Here is an 18,078-nt window from a genome sequence, read left to right on the forward strand (position 1 = left end):
GGGTTGACCACATCATCTCAGATGTGGTGTTGTCCCGACAAGTCAGGATTCGCCGCGAGGTTAACCGCGCCCCTGCCGGTGGAGAAGGGCATGCCCGCAATCCGAGGTTGGCACCCACAAGACGTCATCGCGGAAATCCGTAAATCCGGAACGAGTCTGGCGGCATTATCGCGCCAAAACGGTTTCAAGGACCGGTCACTGCACTCGGCGCTGCGGAAGCGCTGGCCGCGGGCCAACGCGATCATCGCATCACATCTGAGTGTGAGTCGTCACCAGATCTGGCCGGACTGGTTCGGGCCCGACGACGCGCTGCTCCCCCTCTCCCGCCCCGCCGCCCGGCCGGGGCGGCCATGAAGGTCTGGCTCACCGCCGCCGAGATCGCCCACCTCGGCCTGCCGGGGCTGCCCGGGACCAAGCGCAACGTCAACGCGCTGGCCGCCGCCCAGGGCTGGGCGCGGCGCCCGGGCCTGAGCCGCCCGCGCCGGCAGGCCGGCGGCGGCGTCGAGTATCACGTGGACCTGCTGCCCGCCCCGGCCCGGCAGGCCTATGTCGGCCGGCTGATCGGCGATCCGGCCCCGGCCGCGGCCCCCGCCGAGCCCGAGCCCGCCGGCCCCGTCCTGCGGGCGGACGCCGCCGAGGCCCGGGACGCGCGGCTGGCCATCCTGGCGGCGGCCGAGCGGATCTGCGCCGAGACGGGGCTGCCCCGGCGCCACGCCGACCTGCGCTGCGTGGCCGATTACGGGGCGGGCCGCCTCGGCCTGCCGGACTGGGTCCGCGCCCAGGTCCCGCGGCTCACCCTGCGCAGCCTGCAGCGCTGGCGGGCGGCCCGGACGGCGGGCGCCACCGCCCGGCTCGCGGTGGATCGCGGCGCCGCCCGGCGCGGCACCGGCGTGCTCGCCACCGCGGAGGACGGGGCGGTGCGGGTCGCCATGCTGGCGCTGATCGCCCGGCAGCCGCACCTCTCGGCGGACCATGTCCGCACCCTGCTGCTGGAGCGCTTCGGCGAGACCCTGGCGGTCACCCGGTCGGGCGGCCGGCGGCTCCGGGTGCCGATGCCGCCGGTCCGCACGGTCCAGGCCGCCCTGGCCGCCTGGAGATCCGCCGAGAAGGTGGCGCTCACCGCGCTGACCAACCCGGACGCGTTCAAGAGCCGCTACCGGGCCTCCGGCGCCAACGCGGCCGCCGGCCTCACCCGCCTCAACGAACTCTGGCAGATCGACGCCTCGCCCATGGACGCGCTCTGCGTCGACGGCCGGCACAGCGTCTACGTGGCGATCGACGTGTATTCCCGCCGGCTCGTCCTCTACGTCGCCCGCACCCCGCGGGCCGAGGCGGTGGGCCTGCTCCTGCGCAAGGCGATCCTCGCCTGGGGCGTGCCCGAGCGGGTGAAGACCGACAACGGCAGCGACTTCACCGCGAAGGCCTCCGAGCGCCTGTTCGCGCATCTCGGCATCGAGCGCGCGCTGTCCCCGGCCTTCACCCCGGAGGCCAAGGCCTTCGTCGAGCGGGCGATCGGCACGTTCCAGCGGGATCTCGGGCCGCTGCTGCCGGGCTTCATCGGCCATTCGGTGGCCGACCGGAAGGTGATCGAGGCCCGCCGGGCCTTCGCGGCCCGGCTCGGCCAGTCGGATGCCGACGCCTTCTGCGTGTCGCTGACCGGGCCGGAGCTGCAGGGCTACTGCGACCTCTGGGCGGAGAAGCGCTACCAGCACCGGCCCCATGCCGGCCTCGGGGGCGCCACCCCCTACGCGGTCGCGGCCGCCGCCGCGGGCCGCCTGCGCCGGATCGCCGACGCCCGGGCGCTCGACATGCTGCTCGCCCCCGTGGCGGGCCGCGACGGCCGCCGGGTCGTGGGCAAGCAGGGCGTGCTGGTCGAGGGCAGCCACTACCTCGCCCCCGCCGTGCTCGCCGGCACCGAGGTGCTGGTCCGGATGGACCCCGCCGATCTCGGCCGCGCCTACCTGTTCGCCGTCGCCGGCGGCCAGTTCCTGGGCGAGGCGACCTGCCCGGAGATCCTGGGCGTCGATCCCGTGGCGGCCACGGCCCACGCCAAGGCGGCCCAGAAGGCGCTGATCGACGGGGCGACCGCGGCGATCCGCCGGGAGGCCCGGAAGATCAGGCCCCGGGACATGGCCGACGCGGTCCTCGGCCGCGCCGCCCGTTCGCGCGACAACCTCGTCGCCTTCCCGCGCCCGGCCGACGGCCACGCCACGCCCGCCCTGGACGCGGCGGCGGAGGCCGCAAACCCGGTTCCGCCGCCCGCCCGGCCCCTCGATCCGGCCGCCCACGCCCTGCAGGCAGAGATCGAGGCGGACCTCGCCGGGCCCGCGCCGGCCGCCGCCGTGCGGCGGCTCCGGGTGGTCGACACGCCCCAGGCGCGGTTCCGCCGCGCCCTGGAGCTGCGCGCCCGGATCGACCGGGGCGAGCCGGTGGCGACCGCCGACGCCCTCTGGCTCGGGGGCTACGAGGCCGGCCCCGAGCACCGTGCCTTCCGGGACCTCTACGAGGATTTTGGGGAGGCGGCGTTGCGCTGATCGCGGCCGGAAAGAACCCGGCGCGGACCGGGGGATGTCGTCGAGACGGGGGTCACCATGAGTACGAGTCCAGGGGACGAGAAGACCCGCAGCCACGCCGCGCTGCAGAACGTGCGGATGATGATGGCCCTGGTGCGCAAGCTCCAGGGGCGCCGGCCGCACCTGCCGAACATCGGGGTAATGCACGGGCCCTCCGGCTACGGGAAGAGCCAGGCGGCGATCTACGCCCAGAACAAGTCCAACGCCGTCCGGGTCGAGGTCGGCGACAGCTGGACCCGCCGGACGCTGATGAAGGCGATCCTGGTGGAACTCGGGGTCACGCCCCGGGGCACGGTGGCCGACATGGTCGAGCGCGCCGTGGAGCTGCTCGGCGAGGAGATCGACCGGCCGCTGATGATCGACGAGGCCGACAAGCTCGTCGACAAGGGCATGATCGAGCTGGTCCGCGAGATCGCGGAATGCAGCCAGGCGCCGGTGATCCTGATCGGCGAGGAGGCGCTGCCGTCCAAGCTCGTGAAGGTCGAGCGCGTCCACAACCGGGTGCTCGACTGGGCGCCGGCCGAGCCCTGCGACCGGGAGGACACCCGCAAGCTCGCCGACCTCTACACCCCGCACCTGACCCTCTCGGACGGGCTCCTCGACCGGGTCTGCGAGCGCAGCGAGGGCCGGGCCCGGCGCATCGTCACCAACCTCGACCACATCGCCGAATGGGCCCGCCACCACGGCGCCCAGGCGGTGGACGAGGGCTACGACGGCCGGTTCTTCACCGGCGAGGCCCCGAAGGTCCGCGCCCCCGCCCGCCTGCTACGGAGGGTGGCATGAAGCGGCTCCGCAATCCGCGGGCCGGCGGCCCCACGGCCTACTGGGCGGCGATGCGCGGCCTGACCGCCGGCGCCGGCCGCTTCACCATGCGCGACGTCTTCGCCCGGTGCGGCGCGCAGAGCCTGAACACCGTGAAATGCTACGTCCGGGCCTGCGTCCGGGCGGGCCACGTCCGCGAGGTCGGCGCCCAGCCCCGGCCGGGCTCCCGCCAGACGCCGGCCAAGCTCTACGCCGTCACGGCGACCGCCCCGACGCCGGCGCCCTTCGAGAAGGCGCGCGCGGCGCGTCGGTTCGGCGCGGCGCAGCTCCAGATGTGGACGGCGATCCGCGCCCTGCCGGCCTTCACCAGCCGGGAGCTGGCCGCCCACGCCTCCACCGACGAGGTCGCGGTCGGCCCGGACCTGGCGCGGATCTTCTGCTGGCACCTGCGCCGGGCGGGCTACCTGCAGGAGCTCGGCCGCAGCGGCCGCTGGCGCGTCCTGCGGCTCAAGCCCGGCATGAACACCGGCCCCCTGCCCCCGGCGATCTCGGGCGGCGGCATGGTCGACCGCAACCCCCGGCCCCGCCGCTCCGGCGCCCGGACCCCGTCATGACCGCGCCCGCGAAGGTCACGGCCACCGAGAAGGCCGCCGCCGCCTGGGGCCCGGCGCTGCCCGACGAGGTGCGGGCCCTGGCGCTCCACGTCGACCGCACCACCGGCGCCGCCGCCGCCAAGGCGATCGGCTACTCGCCCGCGGTGGTCAGCCACATCCTGGCCGCCCGCTACCCGGGCGACCAGCGGGCCGTCTTCGCCCGGATCCGCGGCGCCCTGATGGGCGAGACGGTGCTCTGCCCGGTGCTCGGCGAGATCGGCCGCGACCGCTGCCTGTCGGAGCAGAAGAAGCCCTTCGCCACCTCGAACGCCGCCCGGGCCCGGCTCTACCGCGCCTGCCGGTCGGGCTGCCCGCATTCCTGGTTGAAGGGGGCGTGAATGGCCGATTTCGCCAACCCCGAGCCGGTCCTGCAGGACATCGCCGACTTCTTCGCCGACGCGGCCCGGGAGGGCGGCGTCAGCCTCGATCCGGTCCTGTGCGGCGCCTTCGCGGAGGGCCTGCGCGACGCCGCCGCCTGCCTGCGGACCGTCCTCGACCGCGCCGAGACCGCCGGCCTGCTGGAGCGGCTCAGGCCCCCCGCAACCGGGTCGCTCGAGGCCGGGCCCCCGCCCCGGCGCACCCGGGCCGAGCGGCTCGGCCTCGCCCGCCTCGCCGTCGCCCTCGACCCCGAGGGCCGGGTGCTCGCCTTCCCGGCCCCCAACCCCCTCCCCCGTCCCGCCCACCCGGAGACCCACCATGGCGAAGGCTAAGACCAAGGCCGCCGGCACCAACCTGCCGGTCCCGCAGAGCGACGCCGAGGCGGAGCAGCTCGTCGCCCGGCTCGGTGCCCTGCAGCGCGACCACGCCGCCGAGCGCGCCCACCACGACGCCCAGGTGGCGGCCCTGGAGGCGGCCTTCGGCCTGCGCGCGAAGGTGTTCGCGGAGGTCCAGGGCGTGATCGTCGACGCGCTGAACGTCTGGGCCACGGCCCACCGGGAGCGCCTGACCCAGGGCGGCCGGACCAAGACGGTGCAGCTGCCCACCGGCACGCTCCTGTGGCGGGAGGGCCGCTACGCGGTGCGGCACCGGGGGCTCAGGAACGAGGACGTCGTGGCGGCGATCCGCGCGCGCGTCGCCGCCGCCACCGACCGCTTCGCCGAGGCGATGCGCCGCCGGCGCGCCGCCGAGATCGCCGCGCTCCGGGAGGAGATCGCCGCCCTGGAGGGTTTTTTGCGCACCCGGGTCGAGCCCAACAAGGAGGCGATGCTGGCCGCCCGCGAGCTGGCCGGGACCATCCCGGGCGTCACGGTGCCCCGCGGGCCGGAGGAGTTCGTGGTCGAGCCCCTGGCCTCGCAGATCCCGACGACCCGGGTCCGGGCGGTGGCGTGATGGCCCCGAGCCCCCGCATCGGCCTCACCGGCCGCCAGGCGCGGCTCCTGGCGTTCATCGTCGCGGAGGCGGAGGCCGGCCGGCCGCCGCCGAGTTTTTCCGAGATGGCCGCCCATATGGGCCTGCACTCGAAATCCGGCATCCACCGGCTGCTCACCGCCCTGGAGGAGCGCGGCCACGTGGTCCGGCTGCCGCACCGGACCCGGGCCCTCGCCCTCGCCGGGTCCGAGCCCGGGGACGCGCCGCGCCTGCCCGAACCCGTGGCGGATCGGCTCTCGGCCTATTGCCGGCGCCGCCGGCTCGCCGTCCGGGACGTCCTGGCTGCGGCGGTCGCGTCCTACCTGGAGCGGCACCCGTGAGTGCCGCCCGCCCGGCGCAGATCCGCGCCGTCCACGCCCTGAAGGCCCGCTCCGGCCTGTCGGAGGCCGCCTATCGCGGGATGCTGGCGGCCTACGGCGTCGCCTCGTCGAAGGACCTCGACCCGGACGACGCCGACCGGCTCATCGCCCGGCTGTCGGCGCTCGTGGCGGGGCCGTCCGGCGCGGCGCCGATCCGAGCCGCCACCGGCCCGTATGCGAAAAAGCTCCAGGCGCTCTGGATCGCCCTCTACAACCTGGGCGAGGTCGCCGACCGGGGCGACGGCGCGCTCCACGCCTTCCTGGAGCGGCAGACCGGCCTGCCGCACACCCGCTTCCTGCGGGAGGCGGACGCGGCCCGGGCGGCGATCGAGCCGCTCAAGGCCTGGCTGATCCGGGCGGGCGTGGCCTGGCCGGCGCGCAGCGGCGACCGCGCGGCCGACCGGCTCGCCGCCAAGCGGGCGGTGCTGCGGGCGCAGTGGCTGCGCCTGATCGCATTGGGGGCCGTGCGCCCCTTCGGCGACCCGCAGGCCTGCGACGGGCTCGCCGACTACGTCTCGGCCAAGCTCCGGGGCGGCCCGCGCCGGCTGGCCTCGCTCGCCGATCCGGACCTGACGGCGGCCGACCTCGACCGGGCCGCCGGCCATCTCGGCGCCTGGATCCGCCGTGCTTCGCAAGCCGCGGAGGCGCGCCGTGTCGGGTGAGCGCCGCTACGTCCCGTCGATGCGCCCGGCCCGGCCGGTGCCGATCCACCGCCAGGCCGCCTGCCTGGACCTCGCCGCCCGCGAGCACGGCTTCGGCTACTGGAGCTATCTCGGCCGGTTCGGCGACAACGCCGCGTTCCTGACCAAGGGCTGGCCCGAGGCCTGGGCGTGGCGCGACCTGCCCGAGGCGCTGCTCGACGCCGCCGAGACCCTGGCGCTTGTGGCCGAGCTGGCGGTCCTGCTCGGCGACGAGGCGCTCCGGCGCCGCCTGCGCGCCGCCATCGCCCGGGAGATCGCCAAGGCCGAGAAGGCGGCGGCGGCGGAGACGGCCGGATGAGCCCGGAGAGCCACGGCCTGCCGGGCGTGCTGGGCGAGATCGCCGAGGTGGCGGGCCTCGCCGCCGCCCTCGCGGTGGCCGAGGCGGTGGGAGGCACCCGCGCCTACGTGCCCCGCCGGCCGGGCCCGGACCATTGGCTGGTGCGCGCCGCGGGCCCCGAGGCGGCCGCCGCCATCGCCGACCACCTCACCACCGGCCGCTCGGGCTCGGAGATCGAGTTCCCGATCGGCCCGGCCGGGTCCTACGTGAAGGAGCGCCGGCGCCGGGCGCGGAAGATGCGCGAGCTGACCGCCCAGGGCCTGCCGAACCGGCAGACGGCGCGGCAGGTGGGGGTCACCGAGCGGGCGGTGCGGTTGTTCAAGGCGCGGGTGCGGAGGGATGATTCGCAGGGAGATCTGGGGCTGTAGGGACAAGCGGGCGCACACGGCCGTCCCGTGGACCGGGCAACGCGCCACGGCACGAGCTCGCGTTGAGATGCCAGAGCCACGTAGAGGAAGGGGGCCGTGAAGGCCCCCTTGATCTCTAGATCGTCACGGACATCTCGACTTCTCGACCATCAGGGTCCTGGAAGATCACACGACCACCTTTCTGGTGTTGCCGGATCGCAGCAGAATAGAAAACGATCGCTCGCCTGATCAGATCAGGAGTGCTCGTGTGATGGGTCAAAAGTCGTATATCGTCTAATTTAGCCGCCAGAGTGCTTGGCATCGTGATCTGCATTTTGACGCTCTTCTCGATACTCTTAGGGCGTCCAACGCTTTTACGATCATCAAGACCCCGAGCGACAGCTTCACGCTGTTCCATTGTTGGTTCTCCGTTAGCCCAGGTCGGGCCGAAGCCCTCGCTGTTCGGTCCTCGTGGGGCCGTGCGTCTTCTCATCGGAAATAGGAGCTGCGTCAAGCGATATCCACGCTGAGGTAGAATTTTTTGTGTCAGAAAATCGTCAGAAAGGTGTGGAAGAAGCTTGACGCGCATCGTTTGGTTGAGCATCGTTGCAGGGTGAACACGGGTTCCTGCTCCCCTAGCAAGTGGCCAAGAGCCCTGTTCACAGCCCGATGTCCGGTGCCCTTGCGCAGTTGGACAATTAGAAGACGCGTATTCACGCGAGGAGAGAAGAGATGAACAGGCTATTCACCCATATCGTGTCGGCGGACGACCGACGAGTGGCGCGCATTGATCTCGGATTGATCATGGCTGCCGCCGAGATCCTGGCTGCCGCCGAGATCCTGGCTGCCGGCGAGATCAAGGCCGGCGTCGAGATCAAGGCCGGCGTCGAGATCAAGACCCCGGGCGAGATTGAGGCCGGGTCTGGTCAGGACGCGGCGGTCCAGATCGAGTCGGTTTCTGTTCGCGACGCGGTCGCCCAGATCAAGCCGCCCTTTGCTTGGGACGCGGTCGGCCAGGCCCCGGGCGTCTGCGACGTGCAGCACGGTGTTCCGTTCACCGACGCCCGGTTCGCCGTCAAGCCGAGCAAGGCTCAGACGGCCTTCCGCTTTGCGACATCGCGCCGAGCGCTGACGGTTTCGGGACCCGCGTGGGCCGACCCACAGGGCCGAAAGGTGGCGATAGCCGCCGGACGACTCTTCACCCCAGGAGGACATCGATATGAAAAAGGAGCGCAGTCCCCGTCCTAGGCCTTCAAAGCCTAAAAATCCGATCGACAGGCTAAGACAGAGAGAGCGTAAAGCTCCTTTTCCGTTACCGAAAGATGTAAGTGCTGCGGGCGGCACGAGAAAGCGGGAGAAAGATCAAACTCGTGAGGTGATGGATTACGAGGATCAGAAGAAAATGGCTGGCCTCGAAGATATCGGGGAATTCGGCATCAAGATCATTAATCTGGAGCGGCAGATTGAGATTTTGGTCGAGCGAAGCAGCCACCATCACGATTTGAGGCATGTCATCCTGCATTGGGTTGCAGGTGCGACAGCAGGTGCTGCGGTATTGAGTTTCGAGTCGATCCGGGAGACGATTTTGAGTGGCAGCGGTTATATCCCGGACGCAGTCTTCAAGGCGCTGGAGGCGCTGGTGAGCAGCTCCCTATAAGCAGAGACCTCACAAAACCAACCCATTCAGGAGGGCTTCGCGCGAGCGGGGCCCTTCGCATTGTAAAAGATGTCGCGGCCCTCCTCGGCGACGAGGTCCTTCGCGCTCGCCTGCGCGCGGCGATCGCGCGCGGGATCGCCAAGGCCGAGAAGGTCGCGATCGAAGGGGCAGTCGGATGAGCCCGGAGAGCCACGGTCTGCCCGGCGTGCGGGGCAAGATCGCCGAGGTGGCGGGTCTCGCCGCCGCCCTCGCGGTGGCCGAGGCGGTGGGCGGCACCCGCGCCTACGTGCCCCGCCGGCCGGGCCCGGACCATTGGCTGGTGCGGGCCGCGGGCCGCGAGGCGGCCGCCGCCATCGCCGACCACCTCACCACCGGCCGCTCGGGCTCGGAGATCGAGTTCCCGATCGGCCCGGCCGGGTCCTACGTGAAGGAGCGCCAGCGCCGGGCGCGGAAGATGCGCGAGCTGACCGCCCAGGGCCTGCCGAACCGGCAGACGGCGCGGCAGGTCGGCGTCACCGAGCGGGCGGTGCGGTTGTTCAAGGCGCGGGTGCGGGGACGGGGGGATGATCCGCAGGGGGATCTGGGATTGTAGTGCCGGTCCGATGCTTCATGACCGCCGGCACGGTTTAAGCAGAGTGAGGGACGACGCTGGGCTGGGCCCCCGGGAAAGCGAATGCATACGTGGGCATTCTCGTCTACTTCTTTGCGCCCCAGCACAGATCGTATGGGTCGTCCGGGTTGCAATCCCAGAGGCTTGAGACGGATGCGTTGTTAGGCATCTTCTCGCTCACGAAATCATGAATGGCGTTCAAGGAACTTACATTTGTTCTGTAAGCTAAAGCGCCTCTCGTCATATGAACTGTCAAGTTGATTTTCTTTTGCTTCGACAGCGCAGCAAATTGCTTTCCGAGTCCGGCGGCGTGGATCGAATTCATCAAGTGCGCAGCTGCATTAGGATGAAGAAGCGCGACGCGTTTAATCGGTCTTGCTTTGCTGCCTCCCTCAGAATCACCACTATTTCTCACTTTCTCGGCCATCGAGGCTACTCCTATGGTTGAACAACTTGTGCTCGGAACTGGAACAACTTGAGCAACAATGCCTGATTGACGATTGCCAGCGCTCCTTCTTCTCCCGGCGTTCGAACCGGTGCGGAAGCGAGTGCGTTAACCGCAGGTGTCCCCAAGTCATGAAGAATGCCGCCGCGAATGGCCGCGAGCGGCGCGTTGCTGGGCACGTAGAGCCCTAGGGTCAGTTTGTGCAGATCCTTTCGGATCGATTCCTCGCTGAGCGAAGCATCTGCAACATGTAGACCTCTACCTATTGGCGTAAAAGTTACCTTTGGGGCAATGGAAACGTCGATTGTTGTCGTGAATTCGAGCTGCTCCGCCATCTGCGACGGTCCCTTGGGACTTGACGGGTCGTCACCGTCCTTGCCCGACAAGTTATCAAACAAAGCCATTGCAGTAAATTCGTGAATAACTTCGTCTATGCCGATCCTCCCTGTGATCGGATAGATGATATTTTTGTCTTTTATCTGATAGCCGTAGTTGCAATAATCCGGATCCGTGTTGCTGGCCAAAACACCAAATGTGTCGGTGATCGTGAATATGCGTGTGTTTTGTCTCTGAAGATCGAGCTTGGCACCGAAACCTAGAGATCGGCTAGACTTTGGAAAAATATTGATAAGGTTGAGTGAACCGTCATTGTTGTTGGTTTCAGTCATCTCAAGATTATAATTATACGCAATTCCTGTTCTCCAGATCAGATCGACGACCTTCTGGGCAACGCCGGTTAGCTTGTCCGGTCTAAAACTTCTCATTGCGCCAGGGTCGGTTTTCAGGGCTTCTTTGTATTTATTTCCAAGATTTCTCGAATGCTCGTCAACCTGATGGGCGCCTTTATTTCTTTCATCAGTTAGATAGCCAAGTACCGAGTCGATGACGGCTTCACGGGTCTCACAACGGATCTGGCGCGCAATATGGCGGCCCGTGACGCCAGAATAGTCGTCCGGCAGCGGATGCACGGCGCACCCGCCCAAATAAATCGCTGCAACAATGATCGAACTCGAAGCAATCCCGTGAATTACTTCGCGCAATTTCGCTTTGGTGCGTCGACTCATCTTTCGATCCGGAGTGAATAGGCACGACATCGAGGCGCATATTGGAATTAGAATCATCAGTCGCGGATAGGTTGTCATGGACCGGCTTCCATGTCTGTTGCAATTTTGCTTCGTCTGCGAATACAAATGTCAGTGGGTCGAAATGGGGAGGATATTGTAATGAGCCGACTTGTGAGGCCGGATGTGAACACAAATGGACTTCTGACGTTTCGAACTGGTCCTGTTGCTGTTATGACAAATACAGCTAATGTGCCTGGAACACCGGGAGCGCCGACCACAAATCAATCACAGGTTGTGGACGTGGACAATTACACAACTCGCATCGCGAAATACATTCCGGCCGAGGTGATTTCATTTTATCTGGCGGCGGATAAATCCATTCAGGCGTTACAAACATCTAACGGAGAGAGTGTCTTCGTATCTGCTTCTAAGGCACATCCGGCAATGATATCCGGAATCGTGTTTCTCGCGTGCCTGATCGGATTACCGTTCTATTACCGCGCCGCAGCGGACCGCGGACAGCCGATCGGTGTGAACGTTTGCCTAGCTTTGGCAGCCTTCGTTCTCTGGAGTTACGCAACCGACGGGACGATGTGGAATGCAGTTGGTTGGAATGTATTCGACCCGTCGATCGCAAGCCTTTCGATACTTATATACACATTCTTCATAGGGTTCGTCGTGCCTGGTAAATAAAGGCCGCTGGTGAAGCTCGGAATCGGACAAAAGGCTTAGCTGGGCGCTCCAGGCCATCGGCGAGATACGTCATTGAGCGCGATCATCCGGAACCGCTTCCGGTGCCCGCGCTGCAGCCAATTCCGGGATCGTAGCGGGATCGAGGGCTCAGCCCCTCCCCGGTCTCGCGTCCCATGTCCCCCCGCGCCATCCAATCCCGGCTGATCCGGCTCGGCTACGACTGCGGCCCCGCGGGCGCCGACGGCGTCTGGGGCCGGCGCAGCATCGCGGCGCTCAAGCTGTTCCAGGGCAGCCACGGCCTGGGCCCGGACGGGATCGCCTCCCGGGCGACCCTGGCCCGGCTCTTCCCGGAGGAGCCGGCGCCGGTGCCGCGCCCCGCCTGGTACGCGGAAGCCCAGCGCCTGCAGGGCCTGCGCGAGGCCCCCGGCCCGGCCTCGAACCCCACGATCCTCGCCTGGGCCCGAACCCTCGGCGGCTTCGCAGCCCGGTTCTACCGGGACGACGCTACCCCCTGGTGCGGACTGTTCGCCGCCCATTGCATCGGCGCGACCCTGCCGGACGAGCCCCTGCCGGCCAACCCGCTCTCGGCCCTGGCCTGGGCCGCATTCGGTACGCCCCTGCCCACCGGCCGGGACGGCGCGATCTGCGTCTTCCGCCGCAAGGGCGGCGGCCATGTCGGCTTCTACGCGGGTGAGGATGCAGAGGCGTTCCACGTGCTCGGCGGCAACCAGCGGGACAGCGTCTCAATCGCCCGCGTCGCCAGGGTCCGGCTCGAAGCCATCCGCTGGCCCGCCACCGCCCCGGCCCCGGCCGCGAACGGCGCCCTTGGCGGCGCCCGGATCCTGGCAGCGCGCGGCGCCCTCTCCGCCGACGAGGCGTGAGCCCGGCGCCGCGCGCGCCATCACCACAGAGCGAGGAGCACGATATGGGCAACGACACGACGGCGACCGTCGCCGAGACCAAGCCCTGGTATCTGTCGAAGGGCGTGATCGGCGCGCTGGTCGCCGCCGCCGCGATCGTCGCCGGCTTCTTCGGCGTGAAGATCGACCCGACGACGCAGCAGGTCGTGGCCGACCAGGCCACCGCCGTGATCGCCGCCGGCGTGGCCCTCGGCGGCGCCGTGCTCGCCCTCTACGGGCGGCTCAAGGCGACCAAGCTGATCGGCTGAGACCGTGACGATCCTCGCGCTCGTCCGGCTCGCCCTCCAGCTCGTCACCGCCCTGGTGGCGCGCGCCAACGCCGAGCGCGAGCGCGGCCTCGGGCGCACCGAGGCGATGGCGGCGGCGCTCACCCAGGCCTCCGAGTCCGTGCGGGTCGCCCGGGCGGTGGAGGCGCAGGCCGAGGCCGCCCACCGTGCCGACCGGACCGACGCGGCCTTCGACCCGGACTTCCGGAGACCGGATTGATGCCCCCCTGCCTCGGCTTCCTGGTGTGCTTCGGCGCGCTGCAGGCGACCCCGCCCGCGGCCGCCCCCTACTGCGCCATCGCCCGGCCGATCACCTGGTCGGCCCGGGACACCCGCGCCACCAAGGAACAGGCCGACCGGGAGAACCGGAAGTGGAAGCGGCTCTGCGCCGCGCACGACCCGCGGAAAGCGCCGTAGCCATGGAGTGGGGCAACGCCGTCGAGGGGGCGATCCGGATCATCGACCGGCTCGGCCCGCGCGGGGCGCTGGTCGTCTCGGCCGTGATCGGGCTCGGCCTCGCGGCGGCCCTGCTGGCGCATTTCCGCGGGCTCTACCTGAACCGGCGCGCGGACCGGCAGAGCCTCGACCTGGTCGATCGGCTGATCGCCGAGGTCGACAAGCTCGCCGCCCGGGAGGTGGCGCTCCGCGCCGAGATGGAACGCCAGGAACTCGACCGGGACAGCCAGCGCCTGCGCGCGGTGGAGCTGCAGGCCGATGTCGAGCTGATGCGGGCGCAACTGCGCCGGGCGATCGAGGTGCTGCGGGCGGTGCGCGACGGGCGGCTCCTGCCCTCGGCCATCACCGAGGCCGATCTGGCGGGGCTGGTCCGGTGAGCCCGGGCGCGGCCCTGGCGGCCGATGGGGCAGCCCTCGCGCTGGCCGCCGGCGTCCTGACGCTGGTCCTGGTCGCCGGCCTGCGGATGGCCCGGGCGCCGTCGCAGCCGGCCGCCGCCAGCCTCGACGCCCTCCACCGCCGCCTCGTCTCCGCCGAGGAGAAGCTGGAGACCATGGCCCGCGACCTCGGGGCGCTCGGCGCCGTGGTCCACACCCTCCCGACCCGGGAGAGCATCCACCAGATCGGCCTGTCGCTGGCCGAGAGCCGCGGCAAGATCGAGGGCCTGCAGGACACCCTGCGCGGCCAGACCAGGCAGCTCGACCTGATCGTCGAGTTCCTGATGAAATCCGCCGCCGAGGCCGTGGTCGCCGGCCGGCCTGATCCCGGAGCCCGACCGTGAGCGGCATCGCGCAGGCGATCGACGAGGATGTCCGCCTGATCATCCTCAAGGAGCTGGCCGCCATGCCGGACGGGCGCAGCAACGAGACCATCCTGGCCGAGGCGGTCTATGCCTGCGGCCACAACCGGTCCCGGGACTACCTGCGCACCCAGCTCCACAAGCTGGCGGACCTCGGGGCGACGCGCAACACCAGCATCGGCTCGATCCTGGTGGCGCAGATCACCGAGGCCGGCGTCGACCATTGCCTGCGCCGGACCCGGATCGCGGGCATCCGCCAGCCGCGCCTCGGGGCGTGAGATGCGCGACGGGCCGCCGCTCCACCGGGTGCTCGATGCCGCCGATCGCGCGGAAGCGCGCGCGGACGCCCGGACCGCGCGGATGCGCGGGGCACCCGAGACGGAGCCCCGGCGCGCGGGCCGCGGCCGGCTGTCGAGCGTGGACCAGCTGCCCGAGGAGGCCCAGGAGGACGTCGTCTGGGCGGTGGGCGAACTGAACCGGCGCGAGAAGACCCAGAGCGAGATCCTGTTCGCCCTCAACGACCGGCTGGCCGCCAAGGGCCTCGACCCGATCTCGCGCTCGGCCTTCAACCGCAAGAGCATGAAGCTCGCCGCGATGTCGAACCGGCTCAACGAGGCCCGGCACATCTTCCAGGGGCTGGCGCCGCACTTCACCGCCGACACGGTCGACCGGCACACCATCGTGGTCGGCGAGTTCATCAAGCTCCTGGTGTTCGAGCTGGCGCAGTCCGAGGGCGAGGCGATCGGCACCAGGGGCGCCATGGAACTCGCCCGCGCCCACCTCGCGGTGATCCAGGGGCAGAAGATCTCCGCCGAGCGCCGGGTCGCGCTCCAGCGGGAATTCGCCGCCCGGGCCGAGACGGCGATCGACGCGGTCGCCCGGGAGAAGGGCCTGACCGGCGACACGGTCCGGGGCATCAAGGAGCGGATCCTCGGCCTCAGGCTGCCGAAGCCGGATGCGGCCGCATGAGCGCCCCGGTCCCCGACGACGACCTCCGCGCCGGGCGCGCGATCGGCGAGGCCGAATGGGCCGCGCTCCGCCGGGAGAGCCTGGCCGGGCTGCCGCCGGATCTCGACCCGGCCGATCCGGACGTGCTCCTCGGCTACCAGCGCCGGCTGCTGGAGACGACGGCCGCCCACCCGGTGGTGGTGGTCCCGAAATCCCGGCGCATCGGCGCCACCTGGGGCATCGGCGCCGACGCGGCCCTGACCGCCGGCGCCGCCCGGGACGCCGGCGGCATGGACGTCCTGTACATCGGCTACAACCTCGACATGGCGCGGGAGTTCATCGACGTCTGCGCCCTCTGGGCGGTGGCGTTCTCCCAGGCGGCCGGCGCGGTCGGCGAGTTCCTGTTCGCCGACGTGAACCCGGCCGACCCCGCCGACACCAAGGCGATCCAGGCCTTCCGCATCCGCTTCGCCAGCGGCTTCGAGGTGGTCGCCCTGTCGTCGCGGCCCCGGTCGCTGCGCGGGCGCCAGGGCTGCGTGATCGTCGACGAGGCGGCGTTCCACGACGACCTCGACGGCCTGTTGAAGGCCGCCTTCGCGCTGCTGATCTGGGGCGGCCGGGTGCTGGTGATCTCCTCGCACAACGGCGAGTCCAACCCGTTCAACCGCCTCGTGCAGGACATCCGCGCCGGCCGGCGGCCCTACGCCCTGGTGGAGGTCGACTTCGACCGGGCCCTGGCGGACGGCCTCTACCGCCGGGTCTGCCTGCGCACCGGCCGGGCGTGGTCGCCGGAGGCCGAGGCGGCGTGGCGGGCCGAGATCATCGCGATCTACGGCGACGGCGCCGACGAGGAGCTGTTCTGCATCCCCGCCGAGGGCTCGGGCGTCTGGCTGCTGCCGGCGGTGGTCGAGGCGTGCATGCGCCGGGACGTGCCGGTGCTGCGCTGGGAGATGCCGGCCGCCTTCGCGTTCCGCCCGGAGCCCGAGCGCGAGGCGCTCGCCGCCGCGTGGTGCGAGAGCGTGATCGGCCCGCATCTCGACCGGCTCGACCCGCGCCGCCCCAGCTTCTTCGGCCAGGATTTCGGCCGCGTGGCCGACCTGACGGTGATCTGGCCCCTGCAGCGCGTCGCCGGCCTCTACCGCGACACGCCCTTCGTGGTGGAGCTGCGCAACATCCCCTTCGCCCAGCAGAAGCAGATCCTGTTCTGGGTGGTCGACCGCCTGCCGTGCTTCTGCGGCGGGGCGCTGGACGCCGGCGGCAACGGTGCCGCCCAGGCGGAATACGCCGCCCAACGCTACGGCGAGCACGTCATCGCCCAGGTGAAGTTCTCGATCGACTGGTATCGCGAGGCCATGCCGCGGCTGAAGGACACCCTGGAGAGCCGCGGCATGGCGCTCCCGGCCCATCCGGACGTGCTCGGCGACTTCAAGCTGATCAGGATGATCGACGGCATCGCCCGGGTGCCGCGCACCCGCACGGTCGAGAAGGGCGACGGCGCCGCCGCGGGCAAGACCAAACGCCGGCACGGCGACGCGGCCATCGCCGCCGCGCTCGCGCATTTCGCCTCGCTGATGCCGGTGATCGCCTACGCCTACACCCCGGCCTCCATGACGATCGCGCCGAACGGGGAGACCGTCCCGTTCGGCGGCGCGTTCCCGACCCTCTGGGCCCGGGACGTGTCCGACCTGGAGGCGGGTGACGGCGGGCGGTCGCTATGGTGACCACCCGGCGCTCCCCGATCCTCGGCCCGGACGGCCGGCCCGTCGAGGTGGCCCTGTTCACCGGGGAACTGGCCGAGCCCACCGCCTACGGCGTGCGGGCGCTGCCCTCCCTGACGGTGGCCTCCGGCCTGACCCCCGAGGGCCTCGCGGCGCTCCTGCGCGACGCCGACCGCGGCCATGCCCGCGCCTACCTCACCCTCGCGATCGAGATGCAGGAGCGGTACATGCACTACCGCTCCCAGCTCCAGGTGCGGCGGCTGGCCTTCGACAACATCGCCCCCTCGGTCTCGGCGCCCGCCGGCTGCCCGACGACGATCGTCGACGCGGTGATCGACCTCGTGAACAGCGCCGGCTTCCGCGGCGCCTGCTCCGAACTCCAGGACGCGGTGCCGAAGGGCTATGCCGTCGTCGAGCCGATCTGGGACTATCACCGCGGGATGTTGCGTCCGGTCGCCTACAAGCACCGCGACCCGCGCTTCTTCGTGTTCGACCGGGTCGACCTCACCGGGATGCGGCTCGCCAGCGACACGGATCTCGACGGCACGCCGATCGCCGACGGGGTGTTCCTGCGCCACATGCCGGCGATCGAGACCGGGCTGCCGCTCCGGCGCGGGCTCGCCCGGCCCGTGGCCTGGGCGTTCCTCGTCCAGAGCTTCACCCTGCAGGACTGGAGCGCCTTCGCGGAGATCTACGGCATCCCGTTCCGGGTCGGCCGCTACGGGCCGAACGCCACGGCGGACGACAAGCGCACCCTGCTGCGGGCGGTGCGCAACATCGCCAACGACGGCGCCGCCATCATCCCGATCGGCATGGAGCTGGAGTTCCAGGCGGTCTCGGGCCAGCACGGCGAGGCGGTGTTCGGCGAGCTGATCCGCTACCTCGACATGCAGGTGAGCAAGGTGGTGGTCGGCCAGACCATGACGGCGGACGCCGCCTCGTCGGGCAGCCTCGCCCAGGCCAAGGTCCACAACGAGGTCCGCCTCGACATCAAGCGCGCCGACGGGCAGCAGACCGCCGCCACGGTCAACCGCGACCTGATCCCGTGGTTCGTGGCCTTCAACTTCGGCCCGCAGGACCAATACCCGAGCGTCGAGTTCCCGGTCGCCGAGCCCGAGGACATCAAGGCGGTGTCCGAGGCGGTGGCCCGGCTGGTGCCGCTGGGCCTGCGGGTGTCCCAGCGCCAGATCCGCGACAAGCTCGCCCTGTCCGAGCCCGAGGGCGACGAGGAGCTGCTGCGGCCGGCGCCGGCGCCGGCGCCGGCCCTATCGCCGGGATCATGAGCTTGTAGAGGGAGAAGCCCAGCGTGCCCCAGAGCGGCCACTGCAACGTTTGGCGGAACCGCTCGGGGTCAGCTCCGCCGAGAACGGGGCAGAGGACGCCTAGCATCAGGCGGCCCAGCAGG

The 18,078-nt window shown here is 70.3% G+C and carries 28 protein-coding genes; 25 read left to right on the top strand and 3 right to left on the bottom strand.

Going from position 1 to position 18,078, the window contains the following annotated elements:
- Positions 1 to 90: 90 nt before the first annotated feature.
- From MKL01_RS36220 to MKL01_RS14435, 11 genes are read left to right on the top strand one after another with little or no spacing between them, the layout of a single operon-like run.
- A complete protein-coding gene (locus tag MKL01_RS36220; RefSeq protein WP_409566256.1) occupies positions 91 to 354 on the top strand; it encodes a helix-turn-helix domain-containing protein in 264 nt (87 codons plus the stop codon).
- Positions 351 to 2,534, top strand: a complete 2,184-nt coding sequence (locus tag MKL01_RS14390) for a DDE-type integrase/transposase/recombinase (protein WP_243905888.1) — start codon at positions 351 to 353, stop codon at positions 2,532 to 2,534. The genes MKL01_RS36220 and MKL01_RS14390 overlap by 4 nt, the downstream gene beginning before the upstream one ends.
- Positions 2,535 to 2,591: 57 nt before the next feature.
- Positions 2,592 to 3,356, top strand: a complete 765-nt coding sequence (locus MKL01_RS14395) for an AAA family ATPase (RefSeq protein WP_243905889.1) — start codon at positions 2,592 to 2,594, stop codon at positions 3,354 to 3,356.
- A complete protein-coding gene (locus MKL01_RS14400; protein ID WP_243905890.1) occupies positions 3,353 to 3,949 on the top strand; it encodes a hypothetical protein in 597 nt (198 codons plus the stop codon). Before MKL01_RS14395 ends, MKL01_RS14400 begins: the two co-directional genes overlap by 4 nt.
- Positions 3,946 to 4,326 carry a transcriptional regulator gene (locus MKL01_RS14405; RefSeq protein ID WP_243905891.1) on the top strand — a complete coding sequence of 127 codons (381 nt, stop codon included), beginning with the start codon at positions 3,946 to 3,948 and terminating at the stop codon, positions 4,324 to 4,326. The genes MKL01_RS14400 and MKL01_RS14405 overlap by 4 nt, the downstream gene beginning before the upstream one ends.
- Entirely contained in the window at positions 4,327 to 4,698 is a 372-nt protein-coding gene (locus MKL01_RS14410; protein WP_243905892.1) for a hypothetical protein, read from the top strand.
- On the top strand, positions 4,685 to 5,317 hold the full coding sequence (locus MKL01_RS14415) for a host-nuclease inhibitor Gam family protein (RefSeq protein ID WP_243905893.1): 633 nt from the start codon (positions 4,685 to 4,687) through the stop codon (positions 5,315 to 5,317). The genes MKL01_RS14410 and MKL01_RS14415 overlap by 14 nt, the downstream gene beginning before the upstream one ends.
- Positions 5,317 to 5,676: a LexA family protein gene (locus MKL01_RS36225; RefSeq protein ID WP_409566257.1), complete on the top strand. Its 360-nt coding sequence runs from the start codon at positions 5,317 to 5,319 to the stop codon at positions 5,674 to 5,676. Before MKL01_RS14415 ends, MKL01_RS36225 begins: the two co-directional genes overlap by 1 nt.
- A complete protein-coding gene (locus MKL01_RS14425) occupies positions 5,673 to 6,377 on the top strand; it encodes a regulatory protein GemA (protein WP_243905894.1) in 705 nt (234 codons plus the stop codon). The genes MKL01_RS36225 and MKL01_RS14425 overlap by 4 nt, the downstream gene beginning before the upstream one ends.
- Complete coding sequence (locus tag MKL01_RS14430; RefSeq protein WP_243905895.1) at positions 6,367 to 6,714, top strand: hypothetical protein; 348 nt, start codon at positions 6,367 to 6,369, stop codon at positions 6,712 to 6,714. Before MKL01_RS14425 ends, MKL01_RS14430 begins: the two co-directional genes overlap by 11 nt.
- Positions 6,711 to 7,121, top strand: coding sequence for a hypothetical protein (locus tag MKL01_RS14435; RefSeq protein ID WP_243905896.1), 411 nt, complete (start codon positions 6,711 to 6,713; stop codon positions 7,119 to 7,121). The genes MKL01_RS14430 and MKL01_RS14435 overlap by 4 nt, the downstream gene beginning before the upstream one ends.
- A 115-nt stretch (positions 7,122 to 7,236) precedes the next feature.
- Here the strand turns inward: MKL01_RS14435 and MKL01_RS14440 are convergent, their stop codons facing one another.
- Entirely contained in the window at positions 7,237 to 7,518 is a 282-nt protein-coding gene (locus MKL01_RS14440; RefSeq protein WP_243905897.1) for a hypothetical protein, read from the bottom strand.
- A gap of 314 nt (positions 7,519 to 7,832) precedes the next feature.
- On the opposite strand from MKL01_RS14440, the gene MKL01_RS14445 reads away from it, so the two are divergent.
- The 3 genes from MKL01_RS14445 to MKL01_RS14455 all read left to right on the top strand — a co-directional run bounded on the left by MKL01_RS14445 (position 7,833) and on the right by MKL01_RS14455 (position 9,349).
- A complete protein-coding gene (locus MKL01_RS14445) occupies positions 7,833 to 8,348 on the top strand; it encodes a hypothetical protein (RefSeq protein ID WP_243905898.1) in 516 nt (171 codons plus the stop codon).
- Positions 8,320 to 8,757 (top strand): hypothetical protein, encoded by a 438-nt coding sequence (locus tag MKL01_RS14450; protein ID WP_243905899.1) that lies wholly within the window; start codon positions 8,320 to 8,322, stop codon positions 8,755 to 8,757. The genes MKL01_RS14445 and MKL01_RS14450 overlap by 29 nt, the downstream gene beginning before the upstream one ends.
- Before the next feature lie 175 nt (positions 8,758 to 8,932).
- The gene (locus MKL01_RS14455) at positions 8,933 to 9,349 is read left to right on the top strand and encodes a sigma-70 region 4 domain-containing protein (RefSeq protein ID WP_243905900.1); all 417 of its coding nucleotides are present in this window, start codon (positions 8,933 to 8,935) and stop codon (positions 9,347 to 9,349) included.
- 103 nt (positions 9,350 to 9,452) lie between these two features.
- On the opposite strand, the gene MKL01_RS14460 is transcribed toward MKL01_RS14455, so the two are convergent.
- Together MKL01_RS14460 and MKL01_RS14465 are read right to left on the bottom strand one after the other, a co-directional pair.
- Positions 9,453 to 9,794 carry a hypothetical protein gene (locus MKL01_RS14460; RefSeq protein WP_243905901.1) on the bottom strand — a complete coding sequence of 114 codons (342 nt, stop codon included), beginning with the start codon at positions 9,792 to 9,794 and terminating at the stop codon, positions 9,453 to 9,455.
- Positions 9,795 to 9,805: 11 nt separating this feature from the next.
- Entirely contained in the window at positions 9,806 to 10,876 is a 1,071-nt protein-coding gene (locus tag MKL01_RS14465) for a hypothetical protein (RefSeq protein WP_243905902.1), read from the bottom strand.
- A gap of 159 nt (positions 10,877 to 11,035) precedes the next feature.
- Between MKL01_RS14465 and MKL01_RS14470 the strand changes: the two genes are divergently transcribed.
- The 11 genes from MKL01_RS14470 (at position 11,036) to MKL01_RS14520 (ending at position 17,956) form a co-directional block, all read left to right on the top strand.
- The gene (locus MKL01_RS14470) at positions 11,036 to 11,569 is read left to right on the top strand and encodes a hypothetical protein (protein WP_243905903.1); all 534 of its coding nucleotides are present in this window, start codon (positions 11,036 to 11,038) and stop codon (positions 11,567 to 11,569) included.
- A 173-nt stretch (positions 11,570 to 11,742) separates the two neighbouring features.
- Positions 11,743 to 12,450: a TIGR02594 family protein gene (locus MKL01_RS14475; protein WP_243905904.1), complete on the top strand. Its 708-nt coding sequence runs from the start codon at positions 11,743 to 11,745 to the stop codon at positions 12,448 to 12,450.
- Between the two features lie 44 nt (positions 12,451 to 12,494).
- Complete coding sequence (locus MKL01_RS14480) at positions 12,495 to 12,737, top strand: hypothetical protein (RefSeq protein WP_243905905.1); 243 nt, start codon at positions 12,495 to 12,497, stop codon at positions 12,735 to 12,737.
- Positions 12,738 to 12,741: 4 nt separating this feature from the next.
- Positions 12,742 to 12,975 (top strand): hypothetical protein, encoded by a 234-nt coding sequence (locus MKL01_RS14485; protein ID WP_243905906.1) that lies wholly within the window; start codon positions 12,742 to 12,744, stop codon positions 12,973 to 12,975.
- Complete coding sequence (locus MKL01_RS14490; RefSeq protein WP_243905907.1) at positions 12,975 to 13,172, top strand: hypothetical protein; 198 nt, start codon at positions 12,975 to 12,977, stop codon at positions 13,170 to 13,172. Before MKL01_RS14485 ends, MKL01_RS14490 begins: the two co-directional genes overlap by 1 nt.
- A 2-nt stretch (positions 13,173 to 13,174) precedes the next feature.
- The gene (locus MKL01_RS14495) at positions 13,175 to 13,588 is read left to right on the top strand and encodes a hypothetical protein (protein WP_243905908.1); all 414 of its coding nucleotides are present in this window, start codon (positions 13,175 to 13,177) and stop codon (positions 13,586 to 13,588) included.
- Positions 13,585 to 13,989, top strand: a complete 405-nt coding sequence (locus MKL01_RS14500; protein ID WP_243905909.1) for a hypothetical protein — start codon at positions 13,585 to 13,587, stop codon at positions 13,987 to 13,989. Before MKL01_RS14495 ends, MKL01_RS14500 begins: the two co-directional genes overlap by 4 nt.
- Positions 13,986 to 14,285, top strand: coding sequence for a hypothetical protein (locus tag MKL01_RS14505; protein WP_243905910.1), 300 nt, complete (start codon positions 13,986 to 13,988; stop codon positions 14,283 to 14,285). The genes MKL01_RS14500 and MKL01_RS14505 overlap by 4 nt, the downstream gene beginning before the upstream one ends.
- A 1-nt stretch (position 14,286) precedes the next feature.
- Complete coding sequence (locus MKL01_RS14510; protein WP_243905911.1) at positions 14,287 to 14,976, top strand: phage protein Gp27 family protein; 690 nt, start codon at positions 14,287 to 14,289, stop codon at positions 14,974 to 14,976.
- The gene (locus tag MKL01_RS14515) at positions 14,973 to 16,676 is read left to right on the top strand and encodes a hypothetical protein (protein WP_243905912.1); all 1,704 of its coding nucleotides are present in this window, start codon (positions 14,973 to 14,975) and stop codon (positions 16,674 to 16,676) included. Before MKL01_RS14510 ends, MKL01_RS14515 begins: the two co-directional genes overlap by 4 nt.
- On the top strand, positions 16,670 to 17,956 hold the full coding sequence (locus MKL01_RS14520) for a DUF935 family protein (protein ID WP_243905913.1): 1,287 nt from the start codon (positions 16,670 to 16,672) through the stop codon (positions 17,954 to 17,956). The genes MKL01_RS14515 and MKL01_RS14520 overlap by 7 nt, the downstream gene beginning before the upstream one ends.
- Positions 17,957 to 18,078 lie beyond the last annotated feature (122 nt).

It is taken from the genome of Methylobacterium sp. J-070 (genome assembly GCF_022829385.1).
Taxonomy (GTDB): Bacteria; Pseudomonadota; Alphaproteobacteria; order Rhizobiales; family Beijerinckiaceae; genus Methylobacterium.

What these genes read in the sequence shown, in the direction of transcription:
- MKL01_RS36220 (WP_409566256.1), top strand. Translation starts at nt 91, where the DNA reads ATGCCCGCAATCCGAGGTTGGCACCCACAAGACGTCATCGCGGAAATC.
- MKL01_RS14390 (WP_243905888.1), top strand. Translation starts at nt 351, where the DNA reads ATGAAGGTCTGGCTCACCGCCGCCGAGATCGCCCACCTCGGCCTGCCG.
- MKL01_RS14395 (WP_243905889.1), top strand. Translation starts at nt 2,592, where the DNA reads ATGAGTACGAGTCCAGGGGACGAGAAGACCCGCAGCCACGCCGCGCTG.
- MKL01_RS14400 (WP_243905890.1), top strand. Translation starts at nt 3,353, where the DNA reads ATGAAGCGGCTCCGCAATCCGCGGGCCGGCGGCCCCACGGCCTACTGG.
- MKL01_RS14405 (WP_243905891.1), top strand. Translation starts at nt 3,946, where the DNA reads ATGACCGCGCCCGCGAAGGTCACGGCCACCGAGAAGGCCGCCGCCGCC.
- MKL01_RS14410 (WP_243905892.1), top strand. Translation starts at nt 4,327, where the DNA reads ATGGCCGATTTCGCCAACCCCGAGCCGGTCCTGCAGGACATCGCCGAC.
- MKL01_RS14415 (WP_243905893.1), top strand. Translation starts at nt 4,685, where the DNA reads ATGGCGAAGGCTAAGACCAAGGCCGCCGGCACCAACCTGCCGGTCCCG.
- MKL01_RS36225 (WP_409566257.1), top strand. Translation starts at nt 5,317, where the DNA reads ATGGCCCCGAGCCCCCGCATCGGCCTCACCGGCCGCCAGGCGCGGCTC.
- MKL01_RS14435 (WP_243905896.1), top strand. Translation starts at nt 6,711, where the DNA reads ATGAGCCCGGAGAGCCACGGCCTGCCGGGCGTGCTGGGCGAGATCGCC.
- MKL01_RS14440 (WP_243905897.1), bottom strand. Translation starts at nt 7,518, where the DNA reads ATGGAACAGCGTGAAGCTGTCGCTCGGGGTCTTGATGATCGTAAAAGC.
- MKL01_RS14445 (WP_243905898.1), top strand. Translation starts at nt 7,833, where the DNA reads ATGAACAGGCTATTCACCCATATCGTGTCGGCGGACGACCGACGAGTG.
- MKL01_RS14450 (WP_243905899.1), top strand. Translation starts at nt 8,320, where the DNA reads ATGAAAAAGGAGCGCAGTCCCCGTCCTAGGCCTTCAAAGCCTAAAAAT.
- MKL01_RS14455 (WP_243905900.1), top strand. Translation starts at nt 8,933, where the DNA reads ATGAGCCCGGAGAGCCACGGTCTGCCCGGCGTGCGGGGCAAGATCGCC.
- MKL01_RS14460 (WP_243905901.1), bottom strand. Translation starts at nt 9,794, where the DNA reads ATGGCCGAGAAAGTGAGAAATAGTGGTGATTCTGAGGGAGGCAGCAAA.
- MKL01_RS14465 (WP_243905902.1), bottom strand. Translation starts at nt 10,876, where the DNA reads ATGAGTCGACGCACCAAAGCGAAATTGCGCGAAGTAATTCACGGGATT.
- MKL01_RS14470 (WP_243905903.1), top strand. Translation starts at nt 11,036, where the DNA reads ATGAGCCGACTTGTGAGGCCGGATGTGAACACAAATGGACTTCTGACG.
- MKL01_RS14475 (WP_243905904.1), top strand. Translation starts at nt 11,743, where the DNA reads ATGTCCCCCCGCGCCATCCAATCCCGGCTGATCCGGCTCGGCTACGAC.
- MKL01_RS14480 (WP_243905905.1), top strand. Translation starts at nt 12,495, where the DNA reads ATGGGCAACGACACGACGGCGACCGTCGCCGAGACCAAGCCCTGGTAT.
- MKL01_RS14490 (WP_243905907.1), top strand. Translation starts at nt 12,975, where the DNA reads ATGCCCCCCTGCCTCGGCTTCCTGGTGTGCTTCGGCGCGCTGCAGGCG.
- MKL01_RS14495 (WP_243905908.1), top strand. Translation starts at nt 13,175, where the DNA reads ATGGAGTGGGGCAACGCCGTCGAGGGGGCGATCCGGATCATCGACCGG.
- MKL01_RS14510 (WP_243905911.1), top strand. Translation starts at nt 14,287, where the DNA reads ATGCGCGACGGGCCGCCGCTCCACCGGGTGCTCGATGCCGCCGATCGC.
- MKL01_RS14515 (WP_243905912.1), top strand. Translation starts at nt 14,973, where the DNA reads ATGAGCGCCCCGGTCCCCGACGACGACCTCCGCGCCGGGCGCGCGATC.
- MKL01_RS14520 (WP_243905913.1), top strand. Translation starts at nt 16,670, where the DNA reads ATGGTGACCACCCGGCGCTCCCCGATCCTCGGCCCGGACGGCCGGCCC.